This window comes from Haloprofundus salilacus (assembly GCF_020150815.1).
GTDB lineage: Archaea > Halobacteriota > Halobacteria > Halobacteriales > Haloferacaceae > Haloprofundus > Haloprofundus salilacus.
This window is the reverse complement of the sequence record NZ_CP083723.1, coordinates 1,051,020-1,065,927: the sequence shown is the minus strand read 5'-3', so window position 1 is coordinate 1,065,927 and position 14,908 is coordinate 1,051,020. Positions and strand designations below refer to the sequence as shown.

Annotated in this window: 16 protein-coding genes; 10 read left to right on the top strand and 6 right to left on the bottom strand. The window is 64.1% G+C overall.

All coding sequences use genetic code 11. From position 1 onward, the window contains the following. The first annotated feature begins 135 nt into the window (after nucleotides 1–135). The gene (locus LAQ58_RS05480; RefSeq protein WP_224449601.1) at nucleotides 136–999 is read left to right on the top strand and encodes a hypothetical protein; all 864 of its coding nucleotides are present in this window, start codon (nucleotides 136–138) and stop codon (nucleotides 997–999) included. Here LAQ58_RS05480 and LAQ58_RS05475 read toward each other — a convergent pair whose 3' ends face one another. After that, on the bottom strand, nucleotides 1,000–1,278 hold the full coding sequence (locus LAQ58_RS05475; protein WP_224449600.1) for a DUF8124 family protein: 279 nt from the start codon (nucleotides 1,276–1,278) through the stop codon (nucleotides 1,000–1,002). 145 nt (nucleotides 1,279–1,423) lie between these two features. Here LAQ58_RS05475 and LAQ58_RS05470 point away from each other — a divergent pair, with 145 nt between their 5' ends. From LAQ58_RS05470 to LAQ58_RS05440, 7 genes are all read left to right on the top strand, one after another. Then, complete coding sequence (locus LAQ58_RS05470; protein ID WP_224449599.1) at nucleotides 1,424–2,614, top strand: redox-regulated ATPase YchF; 1,191 nt, start codon at nucleotides 1,424–1,426, stop codon at nucleotides 2,612–2,614. A 190-nt stretch (nucleotides 2,615–2,804) separates the two neighbouring features. Then, nucleotides 2,805–3,182: a winged helix-turn-helix domain-containing protein gene (locus LAQ58_RS05465; RefSeq protein ID WP_224449598.1), complete on the top strand. Its 378-nt coding sequence runs from the start codon at nucleotides 2,805–2,807 to the stop codon at nucleotides 3,180–3,182. After that, nucleotides 3,179–3,463: a DUF7521 family protein gene (locus LAQ58_RS05460; protein ID WP_224449597.1), complete on the top strand. Its 285-nt coding sequence runs from the start codon at nucleotides 3,179–3,181 to the stop codon at nucleotides 3,461–3,463. Before LAQ58_RS05465 ends, LAQ58_RS05460 begins: the two co-directional genes overlap by 4 nt. A gap of 108 nt (nucleotides 3,464–3,571) precedes the next feature. Further along, nucleotides 3,572–4,093, top strand: a complete 522-nt coding sequence (locus LAQ58_RS05455; protein WP_224449596.1) for a TspO/MBR family protein — start codon at nucleotides 3,572–3,574, stop codon at nucleotides 4,091–4,093. Between the two features lie 702 nt (nucleotides 4,094–4,795). Then, nucleotides 4,796–5,560 (top strand): HFX_2341 family transcriptional regulator domain-containing protein, encoded by a 765-nt coding sequence (locus LAQ58_RS05450; RefSeq protein WP_224449595.1) that lies wholly within the window; start codon nucleotides 4,796–4,798, stop codon nucleotides 5,558–5,560. Between the two features lie 384 nt (nucleotides 5,561–5,944). After that, the gene (locus tag LAQ58_RS05445) at nucleotides 5,945–7,597 is read left to right on the top strand and encodes an alkaline phosphatase family protein (protein WP_224449594.1); all 1,653 of its coding nucleotides are present in this window, start codon (nucleotides 5,945–5,947) and stop codon (nucleotides 7,595–7,597) included. Between the two features lie 2 nt (nucleotides 7,598–7,599). Further along, on the top strand, nucleotides 7,600–8,643 hold the full coding sequence (locus LAQ58_RS05440) for a lipid II:glycine glycyltransferase FemX (RefSeq protein ID WP_224449593.1): 1,044 nt from the start codon (nucleotides 7,600–7,602) through the stop codon (nucleotides 8,641–8,643). 75 nt (nucleotides 8,644–8,718) lie between these two features. Here the strand turns inward: LAQ58_RS05440 and LAQ58_RS05435 are convergent, their stop codons facing one another. Then, complete coding sequence (locus LAQ58_RS05435; RefSeq protein ID WP_224449592.1) at nucleotides 8,719–10,179, bottom strand: arylsulfotransferase family protein; 1,461 nt, start codon at nucleotides 10,177–10,179, stop codon at nucleotides 8,719–8,721. Between the two features lie 207 nt (nucleotides 10,180–10,386). After that, a complete protein-coding gene (locus LAQ58_RS05430) occupies nucleotides 10,387–10,734 on the bottom strand; it encodes a four-helix bundle copper-binding protein (RefSeq protein ID WP_224449591.1) in 348 nt (115 codons plus the stop codon). 303 nt (nucleotides 10,735–11,037) lie between these two features. Between LAQ58_RS05430 and LAQ58_RS05425 the strand changes: the two genes are divergently transcribed. Next, nucleotides 11,038–11,376, top strand: a complete 339-nt coding sequence (locus LAQ58_RS05425; RefSeq protein ID WP_224449590.1) for a HalOD1 output domain-containing protein — start codon at nucleotides 11,038–11,040, stop codon at nucleotides 11,374–11,376. Nucleotides 11,377–11,470: 94 nt separating this feature from the next. Here LAQ58_RS05425 and LAQ58_RS05420 read toward each other — a convergent pair whose 3' ends face one another. Then, nucleotides 11,471–13,183, bottom strand: a complete 1,713-nt coding sequence (locus LAQ58_RS05420) for a thrombospondin type 3 repeat-containing protein (RefSeq protein ID WP_224449589.1) — start codon at nucleotides 13,181–13,183, stop codon at nucleotides 11,471–11,473. A 289-nt stretch (nucleotides 13,184–13,472) separates the two neighbouring features. On the opposite strand from LAQ58_RS05420, the gene LAQ58_RS05415 reads away from it, so the two are divergent. Then, entirely contained in the window at nucleotides 13,473–13,859 is a 387-nt protein-coding gene (locus tag LAQ58_RS05415; RefSeq protein ID WP_224449588.1) for an SWIM zinc finger family protein, read from the top strand. Nucleotides 13,860–14,187: 328 nt separating this feature from the next. On the opposite strand, the gene LAQ58_RS05410 is transcribed toward LAQ58_RS05415, so the two are convergent. Next, entirely contained in the window at nucleotides 14,188–14,406 is a 219-nt protein-coding gene (locus LAQ58_RS05410; RefSeq protein ID WP_224449587.1) for a DUF7120 family protein, read from the bottom strand. A gap of 71 nt (nucleotides 14,407–14,477) precedes the next feature. Beyond that, nucleotides 14,478–14,837 carry a DUF7344 domain-containing protein gene (locus tag LAQ58_RS05405; protein ID WP_224449586.1) on the bottom strand — a complete coding sequence of 120 codons (360 nt, stop codon included), beginning with the start codon at nucleotides 14,835–14,837 and terminating at the stop codon, nucleotides 14,478–14,480. Between the last annotated feature and the right edge of the window lie 71 nt (nucleotides 14,838–14,908).

Genomic DNA, 14,908 nt, shown 5'->3' with positions numbered 1-14,908 from the left:
CGACCGCTATTTCGAAACCCAGCAGCTCGCCTAGAAACACAGCCGTAGATATATTTCCTGGAAACTGAACACAATCATCAGGTGACCGGCACACTTATCTTTCTATCACGCACGACACTGATAAGGAACATCTTCATGGGTGACTCGTCAACGCCGCCGGCCGTTCGCCCCGGAGTCCACCTCCGAAACCGAGGTGAAACGGAGCCGCTGCCGCCAGAACTCGCACGACATCCGGCGCTGGACGTCGTCGCGTTGCTGACGAAGACGACGCCCGACGAGTGGGTGGACCGCTGGCGGACAGAGGTCGGCCCATCGCCGGATGGACACACCATTCTCGCCATCGACGAGGGGATACGAAGCGCTGCGACGACGCCGACGACATCCAGCACACCGATTTTCGGAGGAATCTCGCTGAAAACAGCGTCGGCTCCAGTTCGCGCGGAGGTCGTCGCCGACACGCTCGAAATCGCTCTCGCGCAACCTGCTCCCGAGCGCCAGCTGTTCGTCTGGGTAGAGTCGTTGACGCCGCTTTTCGACGGTGGTTCCGCGGTTCCGTTCCTCCGGACGCTCCGCGAACTCGGCGAGAGTCGCCCCGTGACCGCTATCTGTCACGCAGACGTCGAGCGTCTCGACGACGCCGTCGTTGACTTCTTCGACACCGCCGACATCGACGAGTCGGTGGCGGAACGCCTCGACAGACTCCGCGCCGAGAACCCGACGAACTTCGGCTACCTCCGCCGGCACTGGCGGGATACGCGCCGCGCGATCGAAGCGTCGACCAGAAGCTATCCGCAGGCCCGGCAGTTACACGGCGCGTTGACCGACACCGAGACGACGCCGCAGAGTCTCGGCGTCGCGCTACAAGCGCTCGTGGAACTCGGCGTCATCGAACTGTGGAACGACACCGTCGGGTCAAATCGCTACGACCTGACCACGTACGACGCCGAGCTGCTCGACGCTATCGGCGAGTCGCTGGCGGCCGCAGAGCAGGCCGAGTAGTTACGACTCCGTCGACGGCGCGCGGAGCGACTCGTCGACGACCGTTCCGTCGGGGTCGAGCGTCACCGTCCCCAGAGTGACCGTCTCACCGGTCGGCGTCGTCGACGAAATCTCTCGGAGCACCGTCTGTTGGTCGAGTCGTTCCCAGACGACGCGCTCGACGAGTCGCTGGAACTTGTCGGGATCGGTCCACCCCGAGTCGATTTCCGAGGGAACGTGAACGACGAACTGGAGGTCGGTCTCGGTGACGTGGATACCGACGCCGAACGTGTCACTCATAGGCGGCCGTTGGGCCGAACGCCCCAAATGTACATCGGACGTCGCCGGCGAGTAGCGCCGAGAGCGCGGAGCGTACGACAGAGTGTTTCACGCACACGCGACTCGGGTAGAACGGTTTTTGGGCGTCGCTCGGCCAGAACGACCAATGAGTTACAAAATCGGTCTGGTGGGAAAACCCTCCGTCGGGAAATCCAGTTTCTTCAACGCAGCGACGATGAACGACGTACCGGAGGGGGCGTACCCCTTCACGACGATTGACCCGAGCATCGGCGAGGCGTACGTCCGCGTCGACTGCGCTGCCCCGGAGTTCGACGAGACGTGCACCCCGAACGTCGGCTTCTGCAGTCACGGCACCCGATACGTCCCGGCGAAACTCGTCGACGTGGCCGGTCTCATCCCCGGTGCGCACGAGGGGAAAGGACTCGGCAACCAGTTTCTCACTGACCTCAACGAGGCGGACGTGCTCGTCCACGTCGTCGACTTCTCCGGCGAGACCGACATCGAGGGCGAGCCGACGGAGGGCCACGATCCCCGCGAGGACATCGACTTCCTCGAAGACGAACTCGACATGTGGTATCTCGAAATTCTAGAGAAAGGTATCGAACGGTACCAGGGCGGCTACGACGGCGACGAAAAGTACATCGAGGAGGACCTCGCGGAGCAGATGAGCGCGTTCAAAATCGACAAAGACCGGATGAAGCAGGTCATCCTCGCGGAGGGACTCGAACTCGATCCGGAGGCATGGGACGACGACGACCGCGAGTCGCTGGCGCGCGAGATTCGCAAGCGGACGAAACCGATGGTCATCGCGGCGAACAAGATGGACAAACCCGTTGCCCAGGAGAACTACGAGGAGATCACCGCCGACCCCGACTACGACCACCTCACGTTCGTCCCCGCGAGCGCGCACGCGGAGAAGGCGCTGAAGAACGCCGCCGAGGCGGGCGTCGTCGAGTATGACGCGGGCGACGCCTCGTTCGACATCGTCAACGACGTTTCGGTCGAGCAGGAGGCGGGGCTCGAACAGATTCGGGAGTTCGTTGAGGAGTACGAGGGGACGGGCGTGCAGGCCGCGCTCGAAGCCGCGTTGTTCGACGCCCTCGGCTGTATCGCCATCTTCCCCGGCAGCGCCAACGGCTCGAAGGACGAGAAAGGCGTCTTCCGCGACTGCTTCATCCTCCCGGCGGACTCGACGACGGAGGACTTCGCCTACCACCTCCACTCGGACATCGGCGACGGTCTGCTCCACGGCATCGACTGTCGTAGCGGCCGCCAGATCGGTGCCGGCCACGAACTCGGTCACCGTGACGTCGTCGAAATACTCACCACGAACTGAGCCGCTCGTCGACGGACGGACGGATGCAGATGAGTGCGGACGGATGTGAACGGTCCCAACGGGTACGGACGCAGATACCGATAAGTGAATACAAAGATGGATGACCACGACCGAACGGCGACCGACGGCGACCAGTCGGTACACCTGTGAGTCGAACGAACTATCTATCTGCCGTCGAATTGCTCGGTCGATGGTGCGTAAGCACCCGGAGACTGTTCGCGCAGCCTCGCTTCAGGAGGTGCTCGACGCTCTCGACGACCCCGACTGTCGGACCATCGTCCGGCAACTCGACGACGCCATGACCGCACGACAGCTATCCAACGCCTGCGACATCCCCCTGTCGACGACGTACCGCAAACTCGAACGACTCACCGATGCGTCGCTGTTGGAAGAACAGACCGAGATCCGCAGCGACGGCCACCACACCACGCGCTACTGGGTATCGTTTCAGTCGGTCGAAATCGGCCTCGACGAGAAGCGGGAGTTCGAGGTAACGATAACCCGCCGTCCGCAGTCGGCGGACGAGCGTCTCGCGGATATGTGGTCCGAACTCCGGAGGGAGACGTGACCGACCCGGCCTCTCTGAGCGTGCTCGTCGTCGCGCTCAAGACGCTTACTCTCGTCTTAGGCGGGCTTATCACCTACTTCGCGTACAAGGCGTACCGCCGGACCGGCGCGGTGGCGCTTCGCCTGCTCGCCATCGGGTTCGGCATCGTCACGCTCGGATCCCTTTTGGCGGGTATCGCCGACCAGGTGCTCGCGACCGAACAACTGTACGCCCTCGTCGTCGAGAGCGGTCTCACCGCCGTCGGATTCGCGGTCATCGTCTACTCGTTGTACGTCGACTGACGCTCGCTTCCTCTCTGTAGTTCGTCACCGCTGTCCGACGGTTGTCCCGCATATCAAACAGTGCCAGTCGCCGGAACCAGTTTGGTCCCCGGGAGTGTATCGACGCCCATGGTGTTCGATACGGTCGCGTCCGCGTTCGACCTCTCCGCGGACGACCGAAAGGGTCTCGCGGCGTGCATCGCGCTCTGCGAACTCGCTGGTATCGTCCCCGGGGTACTGACTTGCGACGAGATTTCCGACTGGTACACCACGCTCGAACGTCCCGCGTCGACGCCGCCGGGATGGGCGTTCGCCCCCGTCTGGACGTTTCTGTACGTCACGATGGGCGTCGCACTGTATCTGGTGTTCCGCGACAACGCCCGGTCGGTCCGCGGCCGACAGGCGCTGTGGGCGTTCGTCGGCCAACTGTTTCTCAACGCCTCGTGGACGCTGGTCTTCTTCGGACGGCGGTCGATTTTCGGCGGCCTGGCCGTCGTCACGGGTCTCTGGCTGTCGGTGCTGACAACCCTCGTCGCGTTCGCTCGCGTCAACAGGCGCGCGGCGCTGTTGTTCGTCCCGTACTTCCTCTGGGTGAGTTTCGCGGCGCTGCTGAACGCTCGACTCTGGCGGCTGAACCGCTCCGACGATTGAATCGCCGCCCGTCGCTTTCGCTTTCGTTTCCTTTCGCCAGCGCGACCGACCGTCTCCTCCGGGACGGAACGCGTACCGCCGTAACGGGCTGACTCGTCGATGCGCTGCGATCCCGCTTGCAACAGTCGCCGTCGATGCAAGTGGGGTGACGCACTTGGTGCGCGACGGGACTGACGCCACCGATACGGTCGACTGACGTGACCTGCGGGGTCGATGCACCTGACGCAGCCGACACAATAGTCACGACGGTCACGACCGTCGCGTGTCAATACTGAATGTTCTCTCACGAGACAGTGAATATGCATGTGTCCGACAGACGCGGTCGACGGATGGCGCGGCCGTACCCGCCTCTGATGCGGTCGCCGTTGCCCGCCGTGTTCGTCCCCGCCGACGCCCCTCCGCGCTGCGCGGTCGCAGCGTTTCGGGCACATGCCGGAACGCGACGCCTCCGTCGTCGGTCCGTCCCCCTCGGAAGTCGCCCGTGCTCGAAGCCCGGCGTCCTCGGTCCCCGCTGACGCGACCTCTCCCGGGTCGTTTCCGTCGACACCCGGCCCTCCATCCGTCAACGTTCGGTCCTCCACTCGTCGACATTCGGTCTTCCCCTCGTCGGCTTCCTTTCTCTCGCCGGTGGCCGTTCTGTTTCGGTCGCCACGTCCGCCGCTGCTTCCGAAGATTGATTACCTCGTTGACGACACTCCGCACATGGACGGCATCCGCGACATTCGGTCGATGCGCCGGGTGCAGATCGCACCGCTCGGCTACGAACGCGACCGCGTATTCGTCCCCGCAACGCAACTCAACGCCGACCGCCTCTACCTCCTCGTCAACGCCGACGACTACTCGACCGTGACGTATCACGAGACGCTGCGCGACGACCTCGAAGACGCCGGCGTCGACATCGAGGAACGCGAAGTGAGCCTCCACGACGTGTGCGATGTGATGGGCGTGACGACGACTATCGCGGCCGAGCACTCCGACGACGAGGTGTTCGTCAATATCTCGAGCGGCACGAACGTCGCGGCTGTCGGCGCGGCCATCGCCTGCATGACGACGCACGCCACCGCGTTCAATGTCGAACCTGAGACGTACGGCCACGACATCCGCGAAGCACCGCTGACCAGCGGCGTCGTCGACATTGGCCAACTCCCCGACTACCCCATCGAGTCGCCGACGAGCGAACAGATCGCGGTCATGGGGTACGTCCGCGACCAGACCGACCAGGGCTACACCGTCCACAAACGCGACCTCATCGAGTTCGCCGAGCGCGAGGAACTGACGTTCATGACCGACGCGCCGACGGAGAACCGGCAGTCGAAGTATCGCCGCCTCGACGCGCACGTCGTCGACCCTCTGGAGTCGAAGGGATACCTCGACCTCCGCCGGGCAGGACGGCGAACGCTCGTCTCGCTCACCGACACGGGCGAGAGCGTCTACCGAGCCTTCGAGCACAAATTCCAGTTCAGCTGACCCCCGAAGCGACTGTATCGCTGTCAAATCAGTCCTCCGTCGGCGACTGTCGTGAGAACCGCCATTGACCGGAGAAACGCCCCGTCTAAGCAGTCGTTAGCCGACGACCGACGCCGAAACGTCGCGTTACGAAAACGCCGAACGAACATTCACAGCACGTCGTCGGCGGACGACGTCGCCCGCGGCCGTTCGGCAGGTTCACCGTCGTCCGCTCGCTCACCGATAACAGACTGTGAGCTGTAGAACACATTCTAAAACAGGATCTATTCAGCGATAAAACGGGTAGAAAGCCCATTTTTATCCAAAAAACGGTATTTTCCGAACGAAAACGATATTCAAGCTGGTTCATAACAAAGGACGCATTTCCCCTCTAAACTACCGAGGATGGTGCGCGAATCAAACACTGTACGAACGCTTCTGATCGGCCTCGACGCCGCCTGCCTGCCGGTTCTCGACCCGTTGTTCGAGGACGGCGCGCTCCCGGCGCTCCGGTCGGTGTTCGAGGAGGGAACGGCCGGACCGCTGGCGTCACAGGTCCCGCCGTGGACGCCGAGCGCGTGGCCGTCAGTGTACACCGGCGTCAACCCTGGAAAACACGGCGTGTTCGGGTTTCTCCGATTCGAGGGGTACGACTGGGACGTCGTCAACGCCTCCGACGTGAAAGCGCGGACGCTGTGGGAGTATCTCGACGAGGCGGGCCTGACGAGCGTCGTCGTCAACGCGCCGGTCACCCATCCGCCGCCGGAGATAGACGGTGCGGTCGTCCCCGGCTACATCGCCCCCGAAGCCCCCGACTGCCACCCGGCGGGACTGATGGACGACCTCCGCGACGAACTCGGCGAGTATCGGGTGTACGCGCCCCCCGACGCCGGCGAGACGACCGAGTCGCGAATCGAAACCTACCGCGAGCTGGTGCGGATGCGCGGCGAGGCGTTCCGCTACCTCGCCGACCGGTTCGCCCCCGAGTTCGGTTTCGTCCAGTTCCAGCAGACGGACACGGTCTTCCACGAGTGCCCTGGGGACGACGAGGCGGTGCGCGCCGTCTACGAGGCCGTCGACCGAGAACTCGCCGGAATACTGGACGCTTGCGACCCCGACACGGTCGTCGTCGTCAGCGACCACGGCATCGGCGAGTACCGCGGCGGCGAGGTGCGGGTCAACGAGCAGTTGGCGGCCCACGGCTTCCTCGAAACTCGGCGCGGGGGCGAGGGAATGCCGTCGTGGAACCGCATCGCGACCGAGCGACTTCGGCCGGGTACCGACGGCGACGACGGAATCGGTGACGGAACTGTCGGCAGCGACGCGACAACGGCGCTTCTTTCGACGCTCGCGCGGGTCGGCCTGACGAGTCAGCGACTCGGCCGCGTGCTCTCGCGTCTGGGTCTGGCGTCGTTCGTCCTCAGACACGTCCCATCCTCGGCGGTTGAGGCCGCGAGCGAACAGGTCGACTTCCCAGCGTCGTCGGCGTATCTGCGCTCGCGCATCGAACTCGGCGTCCGCGTCAACCTCGCCGGTCGCGAACCGAGCGGCGTCGTCCCCGAAAGCGAGTACGAGGCGGTCCGGTCGGCGCTCGTCGACTGTCTGCGAGCGACTACGACGGACGAGGGCGACCCAGTCTTCGAGCGCGTCGCCCGTCGGGAGGCGTTCTTCGAGGGACCGTACGTCGAAGACGCCCCCGACGTGGTCGCCGTTCCGGCGGACTACAACTACTTTCTCACCGCCCGACTCCGCGGCGACGTGTTCGACCCCGACCCGCAGGAGTCGTGGAACCACAAATTCGAAGGCGTCGTCGCGCTCGCCGGCGGCGACGTCGATACCGCCGCGCCCCTCGACGGTGCCTCGCTGTTCGACGTCGCCCCGACGGTGCTGTCGACGCTGGGCGTCCCCTACGACGAGCGGATGGACGGCGAACCGCTTGCCCCCGTGACGGCGGTCGGTCCGCGCACGTATCCGTCGTACGACGCAGAGACGCACCGAGCGACGGCCGACCGCGTCGTCGAAACACGACTCTCCGACCTCGGCTATCTCGAACGATAACGATGGCACAATCGACCACCCCACCCACCGACTCGATAGAAAAACACGGCGTCAGTATCGCTCCGGCGACCGACGACGAACTCAAACGCTGGAACGACCTCGTCTCGCAGTCCCCGCATGGAACCGTCTACCACCGACTCGAAGCGCTGGAGGTGCAAGCCGACCACGCGGGCGCGGAACTCACGCCGCTCGTCGGCTACAAAGGACAGGAACCGATCTGTCTGTTCCCGCTGTTCTCGCTCTCGAAAGCCGGTATTCAGGGGGTTTTCTCGCCGCCGCCGGACCTCTGGGTGTCGTATCTCGGCCCGGCGCTGCTCAACTTCGAGCATCTCAAACAACGACGGGCCGAGAAACGCCATCGACGAGTCGTTGAGGCAGCGGTCGAGTGGATCGACACGGTCCTCGACCCGAGTTACACTCACTTTCGGACCGCCTGCGGCTACGACGACCCGCGGCCGTTCGAGTGGAACGAGTTCGACGTGACGCCGCGGTACACCTACCACGTCGACCTCTCGCCCGGAGAGGAGGAGCTACTTGACTCCTTCAGCAGCGACGCCCGCCAAAACGTCCGCACCGACGCTGACTACGACATCGACGTGGAGGGAGCGGCCGCTATCGAACGCATCATCGAACAGGTCCGCCTCCGTCACGAAGAGCAGGGCGAGTCGTACACGGTCACCCCGGAGTTCGTCACCGATCTCTACCGTCGGCTGCCCGACGGTTCCGTCCGGCCGTACGTGCTCCGCGCGGACGACGAATTCGTCGGCGGCATGGTGACGCTCGCACACGACGACACCGTCTACCGCTGGCAGGGCGGCGCGAAGACCGACCACGACCTCCCGGTCAACGACCTGCTCGACTGGCAGATCATGCGGGACGCGATGGAACGGGGGGAGACGACGTACAACCTCGTCGGGGCGAACAACCCCCGTCTCTGCGACTACAAGGCGAAGTTCGCTCCCGAGGTGGTCCAGTACCACAGTCTCGGGCGGCGGAATGCGGGTCTGAAAGTGGCTGCGAAGTTCTACAGACGGTTCATCCGGTAGCTCGGGTTCCTCGGCGACGTTCGCGCAGTGGCGGACCCGACGAACCCGACGAAGTCGGCGATCCGACAGCGTTCGTCAGTCGTCGTCACGAGCCGTCGTCACGTTGTCGCCGTCCGTCGTCGACCCGCCGCGCCGTCGCGAGATGAATCCCGCGGCTTCGACGACGACGAGGCCGACGACACCGACGAGACCGACGAAGATGGCGAACAGTTCGGGGATTCCCATCCACGGGGGCGTGATGTACATCAGGCCGTTGAGGTACTTCCCGGGTATCACGTTCTTGACGCCGATCCAGAATTGCTCGTCTATCGAGGCGTCGCGGGAACCGATATCCGCGGACTGCGCGCTCTGTCCTCCAGCGGACTCGTCACCCGTGCCGAGACGTTCGGACTCGTAGGGGAACGCGATGTTGACGCTCCAGACGATTTCGCCCGTCTCGTCCACCTCGAAGACGCGGTTGCCGTTGGAGTCGGAGATGAGCGTGTGGCCGTTCGGCAGTCGGTCGGCGTCGCGGGGCCACTGCATCCGGGCGTCCCGCCACTTCCACGTCTCGGTCCACTCGCCGTCCTCGCGCTGGTACTCGATGACGCGGTTGTTCTCGGAGTCACCGATGATGACGGCGGGACCGCCGTTCTCCTCGGAGATGTAGTCGGGGTTGTGCTGCTCGTTGAGGATGTCGTAGTTGTCCTCCTCGCCGAGCGTCCAGTCCTCCTGGACGCCCTCGCCGGGTTCGACGAAGATGACACGGTCGAGGTTGCGCGGACTCAGCATGAACCGGCCGTCGTCGAGCACCTCGACGTCGTTCAGGTGCGTCCAGTCCTCCGCGTACGGACCGCCGGTCTCGCCCGTTTCGAACTCCTCGCTGGCGTTCCACGTCCACGTGATCTCCTCGGTCTCGGTGTTCACGACGAACATCCGGTCGAAGAGGATGTCGGCGACGGCGTAGTGCGTCTCGTTGATGCGGTCGCCGTCGTGCCAGCGCGAGGAATGCTTGCCGGGCGTCTCGACGGAGTAGATGCGCTCGACTTCGCCGGTCGTTAGGTTCACGCGTTCGATACCGTTCTGCGTGCAGGCGTTTACGTCGCTGTGCGCGTCGAGGTAGGTGTCGAGCGTCTCCTGGTCGACCCCGAGTTCCGAGGCGTTCCACTCGTCGGGACACTCGTCGGGGTCGAGGTGATCGGCGTACAGATACTCGACCGTCGCGTCGGTGCCCTTGACGGGGTCGACGTCCCAGTACCGCGTGTGGGTGTCGTTGTAGTACAGCGTCGACCCGTTCGGGTTGAACGCGACCAGTTCAGCGCGCGCCCGCGGGCCGTCGGCGCTCTCGCCGCGCCACGAGTTCGAGTCGGTGGCAACGACGGTGATGCCGTCCGTTTCCGGCGCGATTTGGGCGCTCGGGTCGGCGACGCCGTCGTCGGCGAGATTGCTTTCGAACGTGGACTCGGTCGCAGACGACGCGTACCCGAATCCCACTGCGAGTACGGAGAGTGCGATGAGAGCGACAAAGACGACTCGGAGACTAATCCGTCCGGCCATAGGTAGGCCATCGGGAAGAGTCGGTTTATCCGTTGTGTCCATTCTCGCCGAGTAGGAACGGACTATCGCCGAGAACTAGTCTATTTGAAAGAATGTCTATCTAAATAACCATATTTCCGGCCAAAAAATCGTGTTTATCTAAAGGTCTCGTCCACCAGTTGCGGGCGTTCAGACGAGGACTGCCGTCCGTCGAGCGGTTCGTCGACGTTACGCCGACGCCATGTTCCGACAGGACTCCGCGCAGTCGCGGAGCACATCGGCGCACACCTGGCAGTGCTCGTGGTCGTGCTGCTCGCACTCCTCGGCGCACTCTTCGCACGCGCCCGCGCACACTTCCGCGAGGTGGGTACTGTAGTTCGAGTTGCGCGCCATGAATCGCGCGTGCATCGACGCCACGTCGGCGACGTCTCGGCAGAGACGGATACAGCGTTCCATCCCTTCGCCTTCGTCGATGCACTCGTCGGCGCACCACTCGCAGACCTGCGTCGCCTCGAAGCAGTTGTCGATACAGTCGCGCTGTTCGTCGGACAGATGTGAGATCTGTTGTAGTGCCATGCACGGTATGGTCAACGTCTCTCTTTTAGCCCGTTTTCCTTGCGAGGGTGCCGCTGTTGCCGACTCAGAGTTTCGTTTTCGACCCGCTCTCGGTGATAGAATTCGGTTTCCAAGCTGCGACGAACCGGCACTCCGGACGGTCACCGAACGCCCACCGAGCGCGTCATCGGTGAGTACGCTAGATTCCCTTTTGCTGTTTTTCGTCTGACACTGTCGTTGAACAGAGATACCATAACTCCTTAGGTAGGGCCCGTAGACCGTAGTGTATGGTAATATCTGGCGGTCTGGAGTGGAATGTCCGATATGCCCGATTGTGCAGATGACCATCTCGAACGGGACACGTACCGCATGACCGACGACTCGTACCGCACGACCGACGACTCATACTGGACGTTCTCCGCCAGCGGCGAGTCTATCAGCGAAGTCGTCGTCAGGGCCGTCGCAACGACCACCGGGCGCGACCCGCTCGAACTCGATCAACTGTACGGGAGGGTCGACCCCGACGCACTCGACGACCTGTTTACCGACAGGTCGGTAGACGGACAGTTCGTCTTCTCGTTCAGCGGGTGCGAGGTCGTCGTCTCCCCCGGAACGGTCGCGGTCAGACAGCTCGACGGCGGTGAACGGGAAGCCAGCGAGTGACGTGGGCTTCGATCACTCTACCGCTCAAATTTCATCTCTCGCGTACGCGAGCGTGCGCGTTCTCATACACTCAGAACTCCCGAAGCGACGAGAACTACCGAGCGACTAGACTCCCCGAAACGACCGACTCGAACGCCGCGAACAGGCGCGCAACCCAGAACGACACCGTCTCCGTCGGTTCCGTCGGGTCGGTGCCGACCGCCACCTCCCGATCGTCGTCGTAACCGTCGCCGTCGGTGTCGGCGTCGGTCGGGTCGGTTCCCCGCTCGCGTTCTGTAGCGTCCGAGAGGCCGTCACCGTCAGTATCGACGACGCCTGCGTCAGTGCGGTCAGTTCCGTCGCCGGTCTCTTCGCCCTCGCCTCCCGTCTCGGGCGTCGAGTCCGCGACGGTCGGGTCGGTTCCACGCTCTCGCTCCTCGCCGTCATCGTAGCCGTCGCCGTCAGTGTCGGCGACGAACGGGTGCGTACCGGTCGCTCGCTCCTCGGCGTTGGTGAGACCGTCGGTGTCGGGGTCGTCGCTCGGATACTGAGTGTAGTCGAGCGGCCGCGTCGAGACGTTCGGCGTCGCCGTCGACCAAACCGTCCGGTCGAGTTCCGCCGCGACCGACTCGTCGCTCACGTCGACGACTATCGCGCGGAACGTCTCGTAGTCGACGGTTCCCTCGTGGGCGTTGACCCGCTCGAACACCGCCGTCAACGTCCGCTCGCCGTCGGTGGCGTCGTGAATCGACGCGTCGAGCGCGGCGAGCGCGCGAGCGCCTTTCCGATACGGGACGAGCGGACTCGACCAGTTCGACGGCGTCGACAACACGGCGTCGTCGTACGCGTCGGTGCGCACCGTCGCTTGGAACCGTTCGAACGCGAGGTCGCCCGACTGCAGGGGCAGATAGCTGGCGTAGTATTCGGCGCTCGCCTCGCGGAACCACCGCATCTCGGCCGTCGCCTTGTACGACTGCCGCACGTGGACGTACTCGTGGACCCAGACGTTGCTCGGGGCGTCGACCGAGGCGTCGTCGCGGACCCACGCCGTCGCGCCACCGTCGAAGCTCAACCCGCCGGCGGTCGTCTGAACGTACCCCGACGGAATCGCGAACAGGTGCGCCTCGTCGCGGTCGCTCTCGGGCAGTCGCTCCGCGGCCGACGCCACCGACGCGAGCACCGCCGACGGCTCCGACGCCATTGACGCCGCGTCGGGGACGACGAGGCTGATTCGCTCGCCGTCGACGGTCCGGTTGGACACCTCAACCGGACCGAGGAAGGCGAACGAAGGCGTCGCGTGGCCCGGCCCCTCGACGGAAACGGCCGTCGAGACGCCCGTCGCTCCTGCGGTCCGTCCCCGAATCGACGGAGTGAACCGCCGCACGTCGACGGCGGCCCACGTCCCCGTGTCGACGCCCGCGCCGCGGTGGTCGAGCGTCGTCCGGCTCACCGACCGCTCGAACGTCAGCGTCGGGCGGCGGCGCTCGCCCGTCCAGCGGTAGACGCCGGGTTCGACGCGCTCGAACCCCGCCGTCTCCGCGACGGTGACGTTCGCCGCCTCATCGAACCGGAGTTCCAGCGCCGTCGCCTCGTCGTTGAGACGGTACGTCACCTCGGCGGCAACCGCGCCGGGTCCGGTGCCGTTCGAGAGGTGAATCTGCTGTTCGACGCCGACGTTCTCGGCGGCCGCTCCCGCCGCCGAGCGGTACGGGACGGACGCACCGTCGTCTCTCGGCGACGTCTCTGCGCCGACACCGACGCCGGCCGACGAGACGACCAGAAGCGCCGCGAGGACGACCGCGAGACACCGCCGAATTCGTCCGGTCACGACCGTAATATCGGCGGAGACGACTATCAGCGTTTTGTTGATACTGGCCGAGTTCGACACCCTCGTGCGCTACCCCGTCTCAACCGTGACCGAGGTCCCCGCCGCCGTCCGGACATCTCTGCTGCATCTGGGCGTCTCGAAATCCGTCCACTCGAAACGAAACAGGCTTCCGCTCCGACACGTCCGAAATCCGACGAAGCGTCGATTTATGCCCGTGCGTCCCCTGAATCGAGTGCGAACCGATAGCCTCCAGAGCACCTCGCCTCGCCGAAACACACCAGGGCGACACATGACCTCGACATCAGATACTCCCGACGCGATAACCGAATCGACCACGACCTCCGTCGACGAACGCGACGTGCGCGCGCTCACCGAGACGATGTTCGTCGACAGAGAAGCCCCCGACTTCTACCGGGTCCGCACGCAGAGCGGCGACGAGTACGTTGTCGACACGCGCGAACCGGCCTGCACCTGCCCCGACTTCCAGTACCGCGACGTTCGCTGCAAACACGTTCGACGGGTCCAGTTCGAGGTCGGCGAACGCGACCCCGACGCCGTCGTCGACGACGTCCACGACGCGCTCAACCACCTCGACGACCGACTGGCCGCGCTGGCGACCCGCCGCGCCGAGTACGTCGGTCTCCTGACGGCGCTCGAACGGTTCGACCGCCGCTGACCGTCGGCGACCGCCGGTAGCTCGTTTGTAACCGCCAGACTGTCGGTGACTGTCAGAACGTGTCGGAACTGTCGGTAACTCTCGGTCGCTTCCGACAGTGACTGCTGTCCCTCAATCAGTGCCGAACTCGCGTTCCGAGCGGGCACGTTCGCCCACTCGACGACGCAGATACCACTCCTTGGCGGGACGTGAGTAGAGATTTGTAAACTTGTACGCTTCCTACAGTTTGTAGAAATTGCACACCGTTTACAAAGTGTCGGGGTTCTCGAACCCCCGGCTATCGGTGCTGGTCGGCGTTTTCGACGCGGGCGGAAAACAGTCGTCCGAATTAAAGTTCCCCGCGTCGGCCGTACTCTTCTTCGGCGCCGGCGGCGAACGGGCTTCTCTCGACTTCGGTCTCCTCTCGGTCGGCGACATCTCTGTAGGCGTCGAGACCGGCGGTGAGCAGTTCCTCTACCGCTCGCTCTTCGTTGAGAAACTCCTCCTCGGCGAAACGCTCGAACTGTGCTTGCTTGTCGTTCGGAAGCGTGATTTCGATCTGCGCCACGGTGTGAGCTTGCGCGAGTCTCGGTGTCAAGATAATCCCGTAAGAGATTGGGATACCACTAGGTTCTCCGACTACTCAGTCGGTTGCAGACGGATACCGTCGATGTCGTCGGTTACGTCCGTGACGACCCGTTCGTCCCCGTCGAAGCAGATGATCTCTGCCTCGTCGAGTTTCGGCAGGTCGACGTGGTACAGTGCTACTCGGAGTCGTTTTCGGACCGCCGCCTCGTCGGGAACGTCCTCGGGGTTTTGTGCGACGACAGCGTCGACGAGCGTATCCAACGATATCGGCCGCGGATACGTCCGAATCGCTCGGACGACCTGCTGGCGTCGACTACTGGCAAAGAGCGTCTGGAGTTGCCCGGTAGAAAGCGACGTGACTGGACGACTATCGATATCGGGCGTAGATGAATCGACAGGTCGGTCGTACATCGACAGAACCACTGTATCGAACTCCCATATGTTAACGGCCGAAAGAGATTGGTTTCTTCGTGGAGACTCTC